Source organism: Verrucomicrobiia bacterium (assembly GCA_019634625.1).
GTDB lineage: Bacteria > Verrucomicrobiota > Verrucomicrobiia > Limisphaerales > CAIMTB01 > CAIMTB01.
Genome location: JAHCBA010000003.1, coordinates 197,896 through 214,099, shown reverse-complemented (window position 1 = coordinate 214,099; position 16,204 = coordinate 197,896). Strand labels below are relative to the sequence as shown.

At 68.0% G+C, this 16,204-nt stretch carries 13 protein-coding genes; 9 read left to right on the top strand and 4 right to left on the bottom strand.

Annotated elements, in window-relative coordinates; translation table 11 throughout:
• Nucleotides 1–8: 8 nt before the first annotated feature.
• The gene (locus KF833_03035; GenBank protein MBX3744260.1) at nt 9–716 is read right to left on the bottom strand and encodes a hypothetical protein; all 708 of its coding nucleotides are present in this window, start codon (nt 714–716) and stop codon (nt 9–11) included.
• A gap of 700 nt (nt 717–1,416) precedes the next feature.
• Here KF833_03035 and KF833_03030 point away from each other — a divergent pair.
• The 3 genes from KF833_03030 to KF833_03020 all read left to right on the top strand — a co-directional run bounded on the left by KF833_03030 (nt 1,417) and on the right by KF833_03020 (nt 3,558).
• Nucleotides 1,417–1,722, top strand: coding sequence for an antibiotic biosynthesis monooxygenase (locus KF833_03030; protein MBX3744259.1), 306 nt, complete (start codon nt 1,417–1,419; stop codon nt 1,720–1,722).
• On the top strand, nt 1,706–2,899 hold the full coding sequence (locus KF833_03025) for an iron-containing alcohol dehydrogenase (GenBank protein ID MBX3744258.1): 1,194 nt from the start codon (nt 1,706–1,708) through the stop codon (nt 2,897–2,899). The genes KF833_03030 and KF833_03025 overlap by 17 nt, the downstream gene beginning before the upstream one ends.
• Before the next feature lie 146 nt (nt 2,900–3,045).
• Complete coding sequence (locus KF833_03020) at nt 3,046–3,558, top strand: N-acetyltransferase (protein ID MBX3744257.1); 513 nt, start codon at nt 3,046–3,048, stop codon at nt 3,556–3,558.
• 22 nt (nt 3,559–3,580) lie between these two features.
• Here the strand turns inward: KF833_03020 and KF833_03015 are convergent, their stop codons facing one another.
• On the bottom strand, nt 3,581–6,226 hold the full coding sequence (locus KF833_03015; protein ID MBX3744256.1) for a S8 family serine peptidase: 2,646 nt from the start codon (nt 6,224–6,226) through the stop codon (nt 3,581–3,583).
• Between the two features lie 83 nt (nt 6,227–6,309).
• Here KF833_03015 and KF833_03010 point away from each other — a divergent pair, with 83 nt between their 5' ends.
• The 5 genes from KF833_03010 to KF833_02990 all read left to right on the top strand — a co-directional run bounded on the left by KF833_03010 (nt 6,310) and on the right by KF833_02990 (nt 9,824).
• On the top strand, nt 6,310–6,996 hold the full coding sequence (locus KF833_03010) for a hypothetical protein (protein MBX3744255.1): 687 nt from the start codon (nt 6,310–6,312) through the stop codon (nt 6,994–6,996).
• A 24-nt stretch (nt 6,997–7,020) separates the two neighbouring features.
• The gene (locus tag KF833_03005; protein MBX3744254.1) at nt 7,021–7,512 is read left to right on the top strand and encodes a hypothetical protein; all 492 of its coding nucleotides are present in this window, start codon (nt 7,021–7,023) and stop codon (nt 7,510–7,512) included.
• A gap of 1 nt (nt 7,513) precedes the next feature.
• Complete coding sequence (locus KF833_03000) at nt 7,514–8,422, top strand: diacylglycerol kinase family lipid kinase (GenBank protein ID MBX3744253.1); 909 nt, start codon at nt 7,514–7,516, stop codon at nt 8,420–8,422.
• A gap of 92 nt (nt 8,423–8,514) precedes the next feature.
• Nucleotides 8,515–9,258 (top strand): RluA family pseudouridine synthase, encoded by a 744-nt coding sequence (locus KF833_02995; GenBank protein MBX3744252.1) that lies wholly within the window; start codon nt 8,515–8,517, stop codon nt 9,256–9,258.
• Nucleotides 9,255–9,824 carry a hypothetical protein gene (locus KF833_02990; protein MBX3744251.1) on the top strand — a complete coding sequence of 190 codons (570 nt, stop codon included), beginning with the start codon at nt 9,255–9,257 and terminating at the stop codon, nt 9,822–9,824. The genes KF833_02995 and KF833_02990 overlap by 4 nt, the downstream gene beginning before the upstream one ends.
• A gap of 61 nt (nt 9,825–9,885) precedes the next feature.
• On the opposite strand, the gene KF833_02985 is transcribed toward KF833_02990, so the two are convergent.
• On the bottom strand, nt 9,886–11,880 hold the full coding sequence (locus KF833_02985) for an AAA family ATPase (GenBank protein ID MBX3744250.1): 1,995 nt from the start codon (nt 11,878–11,880) through the stop codon (nt 9,886–9,888).
• 70 nt (nt 11,881–11,950) lie between these two features.
• Nucleotides 11,951–13,243, bottom strand: coding sequence for an L-rhamnose isomerase (locus KF833_02980; GenBank protein ID MBX3744249.1), 1,293 nt, complete (start codon nt 13,241–13,243; stop codon nt 11,951–11,953).
• Between the two features lie 496 nt (nt 13,244–13,739).
• Between KF833_02980 and KF833_02975 the strand changes: the two genes are divergently transcribed.
• Nucleotides 13,740–16,190 carry a peptide-binding protein gene (locus tag KF833_02975; protein ID MBX3744248.1) on the top strand — a complete coding sequence of 817 codons (2,451 nt, stop codon included), beginning with the start codon at nt 13,740–13,742 and terminating at the stop codon, nt 16,188–16,190.
• The last annotated feature ends 14 nt before the right edge of the window (nt 16,191–16,204 follow it).

Genomic DNA, 16,204 nt, shown 5'->3' with positions numbered 1-16,204 from the left:
GCCAGACCCTACCCGTCGCCCCGCCCATGAAAAGCCTGCGCACGCCGCCAGCCGGCCAGCACTCCAAACGCGGCAAGCCCGGCCCCCAGGGTGCCTAGGCCCTCAGGAACCGGCGACGTCCCGACAGAAGCCCCGTCGAACACCCCCGCCACCGGGTACTCTCCCACTCCATGGCAACCGAACGTCAGCGTGTAGATGCCGGTGACCTCCGCGTCGTAGGTCCAGCCGTCCCACCCCTTGCCCTGCCAGTACCTGTCAATCTCGTCGAACTGCTCCCAGTACACCCCGCCCCATTCGGCCACCGCCTCCCACAGGACGGTGCGGGTGCCGTCCGGCGCATCCATCCAAACGTACGCACCCGCCTCCGGCGGATACCACGGCTGGAGGCAGAAACCCGCCATGCCGCGAACCCTGCTCCCTCCAGACAGCTCGAACGTCTGCGATAGCGTCGCCTCCACGCCGTCCGTGCCCGGGTGTAGCACCGCCATCGCCCTGCCCTCGTACCCGCCGTACCGATACAAAACGGGGGCCATGCTCATGTGCGTGTAGAACGTTGGTTGGGCGACATAGGCCCAGCCCGTCCCGGGATCCACGTCCCAACCCGAAAAATCCCCGCTCTCAAAACCGAAGTTGATGATGCCAGCCGCGACTCCGACGGAAGCCATCATGCCTCCCAACACCCCTCCCCGAACCCCATTCTCGATGATCGATTTCATGCTCGTCCTCGCGTTCAGTCGATTGCCGATGGTCCCACCCCACCCCAATCCCACCCCCTCCAGCCCGTTCTCAGGATCGCGAGCCTGGCGCCGCCGTCCTTCGCTCGGGAACGATACTGTGGCGAAATGGAGATGGTGCCCTCCTGTCGCCCGCCCGCCGATACCTCTCGCCACGGAGTCCGGAGTCAATAGTAGGCCTGACAATATGCTGTTGACTTACCGGGCTTACTAAGGAGGCCCATGGATTGTTGACGCAGATGGCGCCCGCCTGCCGATACCTCCGGCCCAATTCAATTAATTATTAGACCTGACTTAATTCCGTTGACGTCCCAAGCTTAGTAAGACCGGCACTATCTTGTTGACGCTGCGCCCACCGTGGAAGGTGGAGTCTGGGACGGGTAGGCGGGACGTGCGGAGAGCGCGTCAATCTTAAACAGCCTGTTTCAATATATTGGGCTCTTCAACGTCCCAACGCCGATTCGCCCTCTCTCTCGCTGATCTCTGATGGCCTTTTCCTCCGAACCCCCTCGGATCCTGCCAAGCTTCCCCATACCTGCGGCCCTTCGAACCCCCCGGGTCACCCGGAAAGTCCCAACAATATTGGGCCGAGCATGCTCGCTTGGGATTCTGGCGAAATCGCGCACCCCGAAATCACGCTCGCGACCGCCGCCACTGCCCCTCTACCCTCCCCGCCAGCATCATGCTCGTCGTCCATGTCCATGTGCAGGTGAAACCCGACGCCGTGGCCGCCTTCCTCGCCGCCACCCTCGACAACGCCCAGCACAGCCTCCAGGAACCTGGCATCGCCCGCTTCGATGTCGTCCAGAACCAGGACGATCCGACCCGCTTCGTCCTCGTCGAGGCCTACCGGACTGCGGACGCCCCGGCCGCCCACAAGGCCACCGCCCATTACCTCCGCTGGCGCGACACGGTCGAATCGCTCATGGCCGAACCCCGCCGCAGCACCCGCTACCATTCCTTGTTCCCCCATGACGACGGCTGGTGATCCTTCCCCGATCCCGGGCCTGGCTCCCTTCGACTTCGCTTCCCCCACCCGCATCGTCTTTGGTCCAGGCACGGTCCGCCATGTCGGCGGGATCGCCCGCCAGTTCGGCAAACGCGCCCTTGTCGTCACCGGTTCCCAACCGGCCCGCGCCCGGCCCGTCCTCGAATCCCTGGCCGCCGAGGGTATCACCTCCGACACCTTCGCCGTCCCCGGCGAACCCACCACCCTTCATGTCGCCTCCGGCGTAGCACGGGCCCGACTCCGCGGCTTCGACGTCATCGTCGGTTTCGGCGGCGGCAGCGCCCTCGATGCCGCCAAGGCCATCGCCGGTCTCCTTACCAATGAGCGCGACCTCTACGACTATCTGGAAGTGGTCGGACGCGCCCAACCCCTCGCCCGCCCGTCCGCTCCCTGGATCGCCATTCCCACCACTGCCGGGGCCGGCGCCGAAGTCACCCGCAATGCCGTCCTTACCGCCCGCGAACACCGCGTCAAAGCCAGCCTCCGCAGCCCCTTCCTCCTCGCGCATGCCGCACTCGTCGATCCGGAACTCACCCTCCCCCTCCCCCCGGCCATCACCGCCCAAACCGGCCTCGACGCCCTCACCCAACTGATCGAGCCGTTCGTCTCCCTCCGCGCCAACCCCTTCACCGATGCCCTTTGCCAGGACGGACTCCCCCGCGTGGCCGCCTCGCTGCTCCGCGCCTGTCAGGACGGCGGTGATCTCCCGGCGCGCTCCAACATGGCCCTCGCCGCGCTCTTTGGAGGCTTCGCCCTCGCCAACGCCGGACTCGGAGTTGTCCATGGCCTCGCCGCTCCCATCGGCGGCGCCCACCCCGCCCCCCACGGCGCCGTCTGCGCCGCCCTTCTCCCCCATGCCATGGCGGTCAACCTCGCCGCCCTCCGCCAACGCCATCCCAACTCACCCGCCCTCGACCGCTACGACACCGTCGCCCGCACCCTGCTCCAGGACCCGGGCGCCCGCGCGGATGACGCCGTCGCATGGGTCCTCCACCTCACCCGATCCCTGGCGATCCCCCCCCTCCGCCAATACGGAATCGAACCGGACCATTTCGGGACACTCGCCGATCAGGCCGCCCAGGCCAGCAGCATGAAGACCAATCCGGTGTCCCTCACCCGCGAGGAAGGGGTCGCCCTCCTGACGGCCGCCTGGTAGCCCGGGCGGATGGCGAATCGGGAATGTGTCCGGACAAAGGCGCGGCGGAGAAAGCAAGGAATCGAAGCGACGGCTTCGGCCCGGCCCGATGGGTTCGATCCTGCCCGGACCTCCCGCTCAATGCTGAACAAAACCGTCACCGCCCCATGAACCCGGTCCTCATCCGGCCTGCCGCCTTCGACGACTGCCCCGCCATCCTCGCGATCTACAATGACGCGGTCCTGCACACGACCGCCTCCTACGATTTCGAGCCGCGTTCCCTCGACCACCGCCAGGCGTGGTTCCTCGACCACCAACGGACCGGCTTCCCGATCTATGTGGCCGAGCACGACGGGACAGTCCTGGGATGGAGTTCCCTCAGCCGGTTCCACGACCGTGCCGGGTTCCGGTTCACCGCCGAGGTGTCGGTGTACATCGCGGCGCCCCATCGCGGCCGGGGCCTCGGTTCCCTCCTGCTCCCGCCGCTCATCGAGTCCGCCCGTGCCATCGGCCTCCATGTCCTCGTCGCCGCCATCGACGCCTCCAACGAGCCCAGCCTCCGGCTTCACCGCCGCTTCGGCTTCCAGCCCGCCGGCCAGCTCCGCGAAGTGGGTCACAAGTTCGGACGCTGGCTCGACGTGGCTTACCTCCAGCTCATCCTCCCCCTCCCGGACCCCTGAACCGCCTCCAACAAGCCCGCCCCTACTCCAGCGGCCGCGCTTCGATCAGAAAGAAGCGGTTCTCCTCCCGCCCCACCGGAACAATCCATTCCCCCTCCGGAAACGCCCCGCTCACCCGCCCAACCTCGGTCGCCAGCAACCCCGCGCCCTCGCCCACCAGCACCCCGTATTCCGCGTGGGGTGTGGCGGGCCAACTCAACCGCAAGGACTGCTCGTCGTAGGGTGCCACCACCACCCGGAACTCGCGCTCCTCCCGCGTCGGATCCGTCCCCAACGCCTGTTCCCGCGCGTTCGAAGAACCGTCCCGGTCCGGATCCTCCGCAGGCCCCGCGTCGAGATTCCCAAACCACCGCATTTCCCACGCATCGTCCAGCCCGTCCCCATCGGTGTCCGCGATCGGCACGCCCCGGATGATCAGCTCCACCTCAAGGATCTCCCCGGCGACCCCTTCCGCCTGATCCGAAAACGTCACCACCCAGTTCCCCGCTGACGGCTCATAAAAGTGCTGGGTGGACCAATAGGTCCAGTTCTGCGGACCGGCCTCCTCGTCATAGTTCAACCGCTGCATAACACTGCGTGTCCCGCTCGGCGACAGCAGCGTGATCCGCATATCCCCACGCCGGCCGTGCCGGGCGCGCACCCGCAACCCCACATGCTCGCAGATCAGCGTGTCGGTCACCACCAGGGTCCGCTCGACGCTCTCCAGCCTCAGTTGGGCCTCCACCGCCTCCCCGGCCTCCAACCGCGCCACCAGGGCACGCCCCTCGTTCTCCGAAACGAACGCCGCCGGGATCGGCGAGAATTCCGTTCCCCCGGGAATGATCAGCGCGTCGCCGTCCACGTTGTTGTAAATCACCGCGAATGCCGCGCCCGCCCGCGCCACATGGTCAATTTTCTCCCGGAAAAAGATCTCCCCCCGCTCGATCAGCGCCGCCCGCCCCCCCAGATCCTCTCCAATCGGACCCAGCGCCCGCCCCACATACGCCAGCGGCAACCGCTCCGTCGGTGCGTCCGGGTGCGGCCCCAATGCGTACTGCGCCGCCACCCGCCGCTCCGCGGCGCTCCCCTCCCGGATCCACACCGAGGGCCCGTCCCCAGGCACCGCCAGCACGCCGCTCACCCGTTCGGTGACCCGCATCACCGGAGGGCGCGGCTCCCACGTCAGGGCCAGCCGCACCGCCTCCGTGGCGTCGGGCACCCCGAACCCCTGGTTGTGGCTCACCCGGTACCCCGCGCCGTTGGTCCGCACCGAAGGGTCCGCCAAGTCCCAGTGCCGCGCCGAATGCAGCAGGATCTGCTGCACGTCCCGGTATCCCAACTCCGGCCGGGCCGACAAAATCAAGGCTGCCAGCCCCGCCACCTGCGGCGCCGACCCCGAGGTCCCGAAAAAGCCCGTGTCACCAAACGCATAGTTCGCCCGGTCATCCGCATAGGCGCGCGTGTTGTACCCCCGTGCCCCCACCCGATCCGTCGTGAACAGGTTGTCGGAAGGCCCCTCGTCGTCGTCGTCCCCGCTCAACGCCCCCACCAGCAGACACGCCCCCGGACTGCTGTAGCTCGTCACCCGTCCGTCCCGCCGCACCGCCGCCACCGCAATCGCCCGCGGATCGTTCGGGTACCCGTCATCATTCACGTCCATTCCCCAGGCCCGCCCGTTCCCCCCCGACCGCACCAGGATCACCCCCCGTCCCTCGCGCCCGCGATCCACCGCATTCCCGATCGCCGCCGCCTCGAGCGCGCTGGGCGCGTACAGCGCCGTGTCCGCATTGCCCCAACTGTGGTTCTGCACCGCCACCTCCTGGATCCGGTGCTCGAACATGTCCATCAACCGCTCGTCACTCGCAATGTCCCCGAACCGGTCGAAGATCGCCCAACTCGCCAGCCCCGCCGCCGGTGCCACCCCGGAAACCCCCACCCGGTTGTCCCCCGTCGCCCCGGCCAGTCCCGCCACACAGGTCCCATGCCCCCCGTACACCGCCGCCGTCGCCGAACCACGCGTGAAGTCGTAATGCAGCCCGGTCGCCAACGCCGCCGCCGCCGCCAGATCGGGATGATCCGTCTCGAACCCGTCGTCCGCGATCCCAATCACCACCCCCGTCCCACGCGTCGCCGTCCACGCCCCGCGCGGATTCAGATCCGGTCCCACCCGCGTCCCGTCCGCCTCCCGGTTCTCCAAATGCCATTGGCTGGTGAAATACGGATCGTTCAGTCTCGGCCCGAACGGCAGATGCTGCGCCAGCGACCGTCGCATCACCGGCACCGCCACCTCCACCCCGGACCTCCCCGCCAGTGCCGCAGCCGCTTCCGCCGCTGCCCGCACGTCCCGCGCCTGCAGGATCCACAGCCGCTCCCCCACCGTCCGATCCACCCGCAACCCCCACCGCACCACCTCCTCCCCCGGAAACGCCACCCCCTCCCCGACCCCCAGCACCACCCGGCTTCCCATCCGGCCCCGGCGCGTCCCCTCCCGCGTCGTCACCTCCTGCCAACCCAGGGCTTCCGGTGCGTGCCGCAACGCCACCGTCTGCGTCAGGTGCCAGCGCCGCTCCTCCGGATGCGCAAATCGATACTCCACGCTGGTCTCGATCGTCCGGACATACGCCGCCCCTTCCGGGATGATCCCGGCCACTCCCAGGATCCCCAGGACGAGCCCTGCAACACGCTTCATTCGGGGACGACGCTACCAGACACATCCCGGCTGGAAAGTCCTCGCCGCTTTACTTCCCAGGGTCCGTTCTTAGCATCCCTCCCATGGGCGGCGACCTTGATCACTCCGACTTCGTGGACCCCGATTTCCAGCCCGGACGGCGCCCCGCCGCGCCGGCGGTCTCGGCCATTGGCGCGCCCCACTCCCCACGCCCCCCCACCCGCGAGGAAATCGGGCACCAGGTCACCGCCACCCAGCAGGCCCTCGCCGAACTCAAACGGCGCCAGGAGGAACTCGAACGCGAACGCACCCAGCTCGAGGAGGCCCGCCGCCGCCGCATCGAGTTCGAACAGGGACGCGAGGAGATGATGACCCACCTGACCCGCGGCATCGGACTCCTCGAAGAGTCCGAACAAACCGTCCGTCGCGAAGCCGAACAACTCACCCGCTCCCTCACCGACCTCCGCACCGCCTTCGAAAAGGTCTCCGCCATTCGCGAGGATTCCTGGTCCGCCGAGCATTACAGCACCGAACTCGCCCGCGCCCTCGCCACCCTCGAAAACGCCCGCATGGAGTGGAATTCCGCCCAGCTCAAATGGCCCGTCCTCAGTGGCACCCCCGACGCCCCCGGCAGCCACTCCTCCCCGCTCGCCGCCGATGAACGCGCCCGGCTCGTCGATGGCAGGTCCCCCGCCGAACTCGCCCGCCTCGGCCTCGCCCTCACCTGGCCCGTCGCCGTCGCCATCCTCGCCGTCGGCATCCTCCTCGCCCTGGTCATGGGCCGGAGCTGATCCCCGCCCGCGGTTCGCTGTGCCATGGGACTCTTCCGCCGAAAACAGAACCCGCTGGACCAGCGCGCCCAGTCCCTCAATCGCCGCATCGCCGAACTCCAGGCCGAGATCGCCAAGCTCAATCGCAACCTCGCCCCCGAAAAGGACCCCAAGGGCTCCGCCAAGTCCTCTGCGCCCCCCCAACGCCCCGCCAACCCCTCCCACGATCCCGTCTTCGAGCGTATCCCGCCCCGCCCCCTCGAACCCCGCCCCGCCGACGCCCCCGGCCGCGAGGCTGTCGAACTCGGACTCCGCCGCCCCGTCTGGGGCCAGTGGTGGCGCCGCTTCAAAGGCCAGATCGTCGATCCCCCACCCTCCAACGAAAAACTCGTCAGCTACCTCGCCGCCGGCAGCATCCAGGGCCTCCGCCCCCTCCGCTACGAACGCCGCGTCGCCCGCAACCGCATCATCTTCGTCTGCGTCGTCCTCGGCCTCCTCCTCTGGGGTCTCCTCATCGTCTTCTGGCAGACGCGTTAGCATGCGCGCCTGCGTCATTTTCAACCCCGCCGCCGGCGGAAATCGCGCCCGCCCCTTCCGCCAGTTTCTCCACACCCTCCCAGCCCCCGCCGAACTCCGCCCCACCACCGGCCCCGGCTCCGCCAGACTCCTCGCCCGCCTCGCCCTCGACGCCGGCTTCACCACCCTCGTCGCCGCCGGCGGCGATGGCACCGTCTTCGAGGTCCTCAACGGCATCGCCGATGTCCCCGACGGCCTCGCCCGTGCCACCCTCGGCATCCTCCCCCTCGGCACCGCCAACATCCTCGCCCACGAACTCCGCCTCCCCCTCCACCCGGCCCGCGCCTGGAACCTCCTCCAGCAGGGCACCCCCCGCCCCGTCGATGTCGGCCTCGCCGAATTCCAGGACCCCGGCCTCCAGCCGGCCCGCGCCCATTTCCTGGCCGTCGCCGGCGCCGGTCTCGATGCCCGCGCCGTTCTCGAAGTCGATCCCCGCCTCAAACGGCGCCTCGGCAAACTCGCCTACGTCGCCGCCGCCTGGCGCGCCTGGCGCCGCCACTCCGACCTCGTCGAATGCCCTTCCTGGAACCCGCCCGCCCGCGGCCCCCTCCTCCTCGCCGGCAACGGACGCCACTACGCCGGTGCCATCCCGGTTTTCGAGGACGGCGCCCTCGACAGCGGCTTCCTCCACGCACGCCTCGTCCCCGCCATCACTCCCGGCCTGCTCCTTCGCGCCCTCGTTGCCTACCTCACCCGGCGCTGGCTTCCATCCCCTCACCTCCTCGCCGCCCGCATCCGCCACCTCGAACTCCAGGCCCCACGCCCCACCCCGCTCCAACTCGACGGCGAATGGGTCGGCTGGCTCCCCGCCACACTCCACCTCCTCCCCGCCGCCCTCCGCCTCCTTCACCCCCCATCGAAACAGCCCTAAACTTCGTGCATATGCACGAAGTTTAGGGCCATTTACCTGCTCTCACTCCTTCCGAACCCCGTTCCGCCCTCCGCCCTCCGCCCTCCGCCCCCATGCCCAAGCCGCCTCACGTCGAACTCGGTCGCGGTCGCGACGCCGTCCGCATCCCGATCCTTTACGAAGACCGCGCCGTGCTGGCCATCGACAAACCCGCCGGCTGGATGCTGGTGCCCTTCGGATGGCAGAAGACGGACCGCAATCTCCAGGCCGCCATCCAGTCTTCCATCGGTGCCGGCGCCTTCTGGGCCCGGTCCCGGCACCTTCGGTTCCTTCGCTACATCCACCGCCTCGACGCCCCGACCACCGGCATTCTCCTCTTCGGCAAGACCCAGGGCGCGGTCGAAAGCCTGGGACGCCTGTTCGAATCCCGCCAGATGGAGAAGCGCTACCTCGCCGTCGTCCAGGGCATCCCCCGGCACGACACCTGGATCTGCCAGCTCCCCCTGGGAACCGACCCGAACGACGTCTCCCGGCGCCGTGTGGATCGCCGACACGGCAAGCCCGCGGAAACCGCTTTCCGCGTCCTCGCCACCGCCCACGACCGCGCCCTCATCGAAGCCCGCCCCGTCACCGGACGCACCCACCAGATCCGCCTCCACCTGGCCGCCGACGGCTGGCCCGTCCTGGGCGACGACCTCTACGGCCGCGCAGGCGGCGGCCTGGCCCTGCGCGCAATCGAACTCCGCTATCGCGACCCGTTCACCCGTCGGCCCGTCCGCATCGCCGCCCCGGAAGAACATTTCCTCGCCACCTTCGGATTCGGCCAGCCGCCGGAACGAAGCCTTCCCTTGGTTTGACAATTCCGCCTCCGTCCACACCCTACGCCCTCATGTTCCGCACCCTCCTTCGTTCCCTCCCGGCGCTGGCCACCGTTCTCCTCGCCTTTCAAGCCCACGCGGCAAACGACACCTTCAAGGTCAGCACCCTCACCTTCGCACGTCCCGCGGCCTGGGAATGGGTCCCCACGCAGTCCTCGATGCGCCAGGCCCAGCTCAAGGTCCCCAACCCCTCCGGCGAGGCCGGTGAAATTGTCTTCTTCCACTTCGGACCCGGCGGCGCCGGCGGCACCGCCGCCAACATCGAACGCTGGTTCCGCCAGTTCGAGGGAGGCAGGGCCGCCAGCAAGGGCCGCACCGAGGAAACCAACGTCTCCAATACCAAGGTCACCTACGTCCACGCCGAAGGCACCTACCTCAGCGGCATGCCCGGCGGGCCCCAAACCCCCAAGCCCGGCTTCGCCATGCTCGCCGCCATCGTCGAAGACCCCGCCGGCCATGTCTTCGTCCGGTTCACCGGTCCCAAGGCCGTCGTCGAGAAGGCCACCGAGGACTTCAAAGGCATGATCACCGGCTTCAAACGTTGATCTCCCGACGCCCCGTTCCCGCCCTCCCACCGGCATCGATCCGGGCGAATACCTTCCTCCCTTACCGGGCACCGCCCGAACCCTCCGTGCAGGGCGGCGCCGGCGCGGTCGCCTCCATCGCCACATCCCCGAACGACGCGTCGTAAATCCCCTGGCAACGGGTGCATTGCGCGTCGGTCAGGTTCAATTCCGGCGTCCACCCGTACACCTCCCCGCAGTGCGGACAATGGACCCGGTACCGCCGCGTCTCCTGGGGCGGCAATGCATCCACCACCCCGTCGGGCCACACCAGGTCCGCCGCCACCAACTGGGATAGCGCCTCCGCATCCGGCGCCGGTCCGTCCACCAAACGCGACGCCTGCGCCGTCACCATCCCCTCGAACAGATTCCGGACCAGGCGCGCGTTCCCAAAATGGTAATCCCGCTGGACATGCAGCGCATGGAACAGCGCGATCAGCCGCGCCTTCAACTCCGGGGCCAGCCGCAACCCGCTTCGACGGCACAGCAGCGACAGGATCCGGCACAGCTCGATCGGCGGGTAATCCGCGAACTCGACGAAACGGTTGAACCGCGACCGCAGACCCGGGTTCGAGTGCACGAACCGCTCCATCTCCCGCGGATACCCGGCCACCACCACCACCAGCCGGTCCCGGTTGTCCTCCATCCGCTTCAGCAGCGTTTCGATGGATTCCTGGCCGAAATCCTCCCGCTCCCGGGACAGGGTGTACGCCTCGTCGATGAACAGGATTCCATCCAGCGCCCCGTCCACCACCGCGTTGGTCTTGGGGGCCGTCTGACCCACGTACTCCCCCACCAGCGCCGCCCGGTCGCATTCGACCAGGTGCCCCTTCCGCAACACCCCGAGCGCCTTGTAGATCCGCCCCAGCAACCGGGCCACCGTGGTCTTCCCCGTCCCCGGATTCCCCGTGAACACCGCATGATAGCTCGTCGCGATCGGCGGCAATCCCTGCGCCGAGCGCATCTGCTGCAACCGCGCCACGTTGGCCACCTCCCGGATCTTCCGCTTCACCTCCGCCATCCCCACCAGCCCGTCCAGCTCCGCCAGAATCGCCGTCACGCTGTCCGGCGACAAATCCGGACGCGTCCCCGAATGCGCCCCGTACTCCTCGATCGCCCGCGCCGTCTGCTGCAGCAAGTACTGGAGAAACCGGTTCTCCCGCGCCGTCAGCCTCCCGTCGAGACCCGCCAGCGCGTCGCACGACTCCCGCACCAGGTGATGGCAGAAGTGCATCACCACCAGCGGCAGCTCGAGCTTCCCCGCCAGCCGCGTCATCTCCCCGAACAACCGTTCCGGTCCCTCCTTCACCCCGTCCGCCACCGCCTCGTGCAGCTTCCTCAACCGGTCGCTCGCCGTCTCCACATGCTCGCTGATCACGTCCCGCACCCGGAGGCTCCGGTCCGGCACAAACCCCGAATTCAACACCCGGAACCGGTCCGCATGGGGCCGCCGGAAATACCCGACGAACCCGTTGCCCATCTCCTCCGGCCGCAGGTGATGCAGGCACGCCACCCAGAACTGCGCCGACGCATCCGCCACCTGCGACAGCTCGCCCGGCGGAAACAGCACCGACCACGTCGCCCCGATCAGCCGCCGGAACGTCTGCGTGAACAGCGCCAGCAGATCCACGGTCCCCTGCGGACCCCGCTCATACGTCAGGTGCGGTGGCGTCAGAATCTCCAGGTAGTCCCCCAGCAACCGGAAGGCAAAAAGCGACCGGGCCAGCCGTTCCACACTCAACAAATGGCAGCCGGTCACCTCTGCCACCTCCGGCAGCGACCGCTTCAAGTCCTCGAACCGCCGCACGTACTCGCAATCGTCGTCGATCAGGCGCGTCACCTGATCCTCCGTCACCCCGCCCGCCGTCTGGAACTCCTGCACCACCTCCAGCCACGGACGTCGCCCGTATCCCTCCGCCTCCGCCGGCAACGCCGGCGCAATCGCCCGGGCAGGGCCCCGCGCCAGCAACGCGGCCAGCACCGGCACCGGCACCAGCGGATGCTGCGAGGTATCGGCAAAAACGCGTGTGAACGGCATCGAAGTCCCCATGTCACGCCAACTCCCGCCTCCAGCGCAACTGCCGTTCTCAACCCCTCCTCAGCCCCTCTCATCCCCGCCGGCTCAACTCGCCCCGTTCGTACTCCCGCACACGCTCCCACCACGCGAAGTCATCCGGCACCCCCGACACCTCGCAATGCCTCGACCACACCGCCCCAGCCGGAAGCAGCCTTGCCTCCTCCAGCAACGCCAGACGACGTCCATAATCCCCCGCGCGTTCGGCCTCCCGCATGGCCTCCACCGGCGACAACAAGGCCAGCAGCAACGCCTTCAACAGACTCCGCGACCCGATCACCCACGCCGCCACCCGGTTGATGCTCGCATCGAAATAATCCAGCCCCAGCCGCACCCGGTCCAGGTACCCCCCCCACACCACCTCCTGCGCAATCGCCTGCAGATCGTCCGTCAGCGTCACCACGTGATCGCTGTCCCAGCGCACGCCTCGACTCACATGCAATGCCAGCCGCGGCAGATGACACAGCACCGCCGAGATCTTGTCCGCGATCCCCTCGGTCGGATGGTAATGCCCCGAATCCAAGGTCAGCAGCAACCCCCGGCTCGCCGCGTATCCCAGGTAAAACTCATGCGACCCCGCCGTGTAACTCTCCGAACCGATCCCGAACAGCTTCGGTTCCACCGAGTCCTCGTTCCATCGCGGATCGCACGGCTCGCGGTAGATGGCCTCCAGGGATTCCCGCAGCCGCTCCCTCGGACCCCTCCGGTCCGCCGGCGTATCCTTCATCCCGTCCGGAATCCACAGATTCGTCAGGCAAGGCGTCCCCAGCGCCCGCCCGAACGCCTCCCCGATCGCCCGGCATCGCCTCCCATGTTCCACCCAGAACTCCCGGATCCCCGCGTCCGGATGCGTCAGCGTCCAGCCCCGCTCCACCCGCGGATGCCCGAAGAACGTCGGGTTGAAATCGAGCCCGATCCCCACCCCCTTCGCCCAGTCGATCCACGATGCGAAATGCCCTGGCTCCAGCGCATCCCGATCCACCCGGACCCCGCCCGTGTCCGCATAACTGGCGTGCAGATTGAACCGGTGCCGTCCCGGCACCCAGGCCAGCACCCGCTCGAAGTCCATCCGAAGTTCATCCGGCGTCCGCGCCTTCCCGGGATAGTCCCCCGTCACCGCCAACCCATCCCCCAGCGCCCCGCCCCGGGCCTCGAAACCTCCCACATCGTCCCCCTGCCAGCAGTGGATCGACACCGACACCCCGGCCAGCACCGACAACGCCGCCTCGGTATCCACCCCGACCGCCGCATACCGCTCCTGCGCGAGAACGTAGGCGGCATCCACATCCTTTGGGGCGATCGTCGCGGGCAGGGTGAAGGGTTCCATGAGCGTCTCCGGGTTGCCCAATCCTGCCTCCCCACGCCCTGCAGGCAAGGCTACTGACAAAGTCGGGGAGGGTGGGCGGTGGTGGGGAGGGGTGTGGGGCGGCTTGGAAGGCTGTGGCCTTGACCGTATCGACCCGCTAAACCGTATCCACGCAGTACGGAGGAAGGCGAAAGCGATGGCGCCGCAGATCTTCGGGCAAAAAGAGGAGTGAGCGAGGCGAATCCAAATAGAAGGTCAGGCAAACTTTTATTGACTGAAATCCAATTAGTAGGTCGGGCACATTTTTGTTGACTGAGGAGAGAATTAATAGGCCAGGCGCAATTGCGTGTTGACGATTGACGACTGGAAAAGGGCCATGCGCTTTTTGGTTGCCTAAATCCAATAGAATAGTAGGTCAGGCATTTTAATTGTTGACTCCGCAGCTCAGGATTCGAGACCGCAATCCGATCATCCCGAACCCGTTTACAGCCCGGCCCGAAGCCCCTAGAACACTCTTGTGACCCACCCCCTCCGCGGCCTCCGCCCGCACCCCATCTTCCCAGGTCTCCTCGCCGCCGTGCTGGTCCCGCTCGCTGCGTTCACCGCCGACTTCTATGTCAGCCCCAGCGGTCATGACCGCGCCGCCGGCACCCTCGCGGACCCGTTCCCATCGCCCAACCATGCCCGACTCGCGGCCCGCAGCATCGCCGGACGACAGCCCGTCACAGTCCATCTCCTCGCAGGCACCCACTACCTCGCCGACACCCTGGTGTTGACGGCGGCCGATTCCGGAACCCGCGACGCCCCGGTCGTCTGGCAGGCGGCCGAAGGCCAGACAGCCGTGCTCAGCGGCGGCACACCGCTCAACCCGCGTTGGGAGCCGTTTCGCGACGGCATCCTGCGGACAGCCGTCCCCAAAGGCATCGCCATGGACCAACTCTTCGCGGACGGCCAGCGCCTGCCCATGGCCCGTTACCCGAACTTCCACGCCGATACCCGTCCCTTCCATGGGTTCGACCCCGACGCCATCGCCCCTGAACGCGTCGCCCGCTGGGCAGATCCCTCCGGCGGCTTCCTCCATGCCTTGCACCGCCATGAATGGGGCGGATTCCACTTCCGCATCCTCGGCCGCAACCCCGACGACACCCTCCGCCTCGAAGGCGGCTGGCAGAATAACCGGCGGCTCGGCCTCCACCCTCGCTTCCGCATGGTCGAGAACATCTTCGAGGAACTCGACGCCCCCGGCGAATGGTTCCACGACCCCGCCGCAGATCTCCTTTACCTCCGCCCGCCCACCCGCCTCGATCCCCACCAGACCCGGTTCGAAACGGCCCGGCTCGCCCACCTGGTCGAACTGCGCGGCACCCCGGAACGTCCCGTCCGCTTCATCACCCTGCGCAACCTCACCTTCCGCCACACCGCCCGCACGTTCATGGAGACCCGGGAACCCCTTCTGCGCAGCGACTGGACCATCTATCGTGGCGGCGCACTCCTCTTCGAGGGCACTGAGGACTGCGCCGTCGAAGACGCCTTCTTCGACACCGTCGGAGGCAATGCCGTCTTCGTCAGTCGCTACAACCGCCGCACGGTCGTCCGTGGATGTCACATCGCCAACGCCGGCGCCAACGGCGTCGCCTTCGTCGGCGATCCCCGGGCCGTCTGCAACCCCCTCTTCGAATACGGCGAACGCCAGCGCTTCGCCGACCTCGACCTCACCCCGGGGCCCTTGACCCCGGACTACCCCGCCGATGGCCTTGTCGAAGACTGTCTGATCTACCGCACCGGCCAGATCGAAAAACAAACCGCCCCCATCCAGATCGCCATGGCCCGGGATATCACCGTCCGTCACTGCTCCCTCTACGATGTCCCTCGCGCCGGCATCAACATCGGCGACGGCTGCTGGGGCGGCCATGTCATCGAGTTCTGCGACGTCTTCAACACCGTCCTCGAAACCGGGGACCACGGCTCCTTCAATTCCTGGGGACGCGACCGCTACTGGGAACTCGAGGACCTCGACGCCAACACCCTCGCCGCCAGTCCCCATCCCCAACTGCCGTTCCTCGACGCCGTCCGGCCCGTCATCCTTCGCAACAACCGCTGGCGCTGCGACCACGGCTGGGACATCGACCTCGACGACGGTTCCTCCAACTACCAGATCCGCGACAACCTCTGTCTGAGCGGCGGCATCAAGCTCCGCGAAGGCTTTGGCCGCCTCTGCGAAAACAACGTGATGGTCGCCAACTCCTTCCATCCCCACGTCTGGTACCGCGGCAGCGGCGACATCTTCCGGCGCAATATCGTGTTCGACACCTACAAACCCATCCGCGTCCCCACTCCCTGGGGCGACGAATCGGATTTCAACCTCCTCCACACCCCCGGCCGGAACACCCCGCTGCCCGCCACCAATCTCCAGGCCCAAAGCGGACGCGACGCCTCCTCGATCCTCGCCGATGCCCGCTTCCTCGATCCCGAACGTGGCGATTACCGCGTCCACCCCGATTCCCCCGCCCTCACCCTCGGCTTCCGCAATTTCCCCATGGACCGGTTCGGCGTCCGCCGCCCCAACCTCCGGGCCATTGCCAGCACCCCCGAACTCCCCGCCGCCCGCGCCGCCCAATTCGCCGCCGCTCCCGAGGCCGCCCTCCGACACGTCTGGATGGGCGCCACCCTGAAATCCCTCGCCGGCCCCGAGGAAGCCTCCAGCGTCGGCGTCAGCGTCGAGGTCGGCGGCGTGATCGTCCTCGAAGTCCCGCCCGACTCCCCCGCCGCCAGGGCCGGATTCCTACCCTTCGACCTCATCCAGTCCTTTCGGTGGAAGCCCGTCCGCACCCTCGAAGAACTCGCCACCCTCCTTCGCCAGGCCACCGGCGCTGCCGAAGTCGGCGTCCGCCGCCGGCAACGCGGCCTCTCCCTCCACCTCGACAGCCCCATCACCCCGTCCGTACCCCTGCCCCAGGCCCAGCCCTGACCCTGCCTCCCGCC

Bases quoted from the DNA above. Each gene is read 5' to 3' on its own strand.
- KF833_02995 (MBX3744252.1), top strand. From the start codon at position 8,515: ATGCCCAAGCCGCCTCACGTCGAACTCGGTCGCGGTCGCGACGCCGTC.
- KF833_02980 (MBX3744249.1), bottom strand. From the start codon at position 13,243: ATGGAACCCTTCACCCTGCCCGCGACGATCGCCCCAAAGGATGTGGAT.
- KF833_03030 (MBX3744259.1), top strand. From the start codon at position 1,417: ATGCTCGTCGTCCATGTCCATGTGCAGGTGAAACCCGACGCCGTGGCC.
- KF833_03035 (MBX3744260.1), bottom strand. From the start codon at position 716: ATGAAATCGATCATCGAGAATGGGGTTCGGGGAGGGGTGTTGGGAGGC.
- KF833_03000 (MBX3744253.1), top strand. From the start codon at position 7,514: ATGCGCGCCTGCGTCATTTTCAACCCCGCCGCCGGCGGAAATCGCGCC.
- KF833_03020 (MBX3744257.1), top strand. From the start codon at position 3,046: ATGAACCCGGTCCTCATCCGGCCTGCCGCCTTCGACGACTGCCCCGCC.
- KF833_03010 (MBX3744255.1), top strand. From the start codon at position 6,310: ATGGGCGGCGACCTTGATCACTCCGACTTCGTGGACCCCGATTTCCAG.
- KF833_03015 (MBX3744256.1), bottom strand. From the start codon at position 6,226: ATGAAGCGTGTTGCAGGGCTCGTCCTGGGGATCCTGGGAGTGGCCGGG.
- KF833_03025 (MBX3744258.1), top strand. From the start codon at position 1,706: ATGACGACGGCTGGTGATCCTTCCCCGATCCCGGGCCTGGCTCCCTTC.
- KF833_02985 (MBX3744250.1), bottom strand. From the start codon at position 11,880: ATGCCGTTCACACGCGTTTTTGCCGATACCTCGCAGCATCCGCTGGTG.
- KF833_03005 (MBX3744254.1), top strand. From the start codon at position 7,021: ATGGGACTCTTCCGCCGAAAACAGAACCCGCTGGACCAGCGCGCCCAG.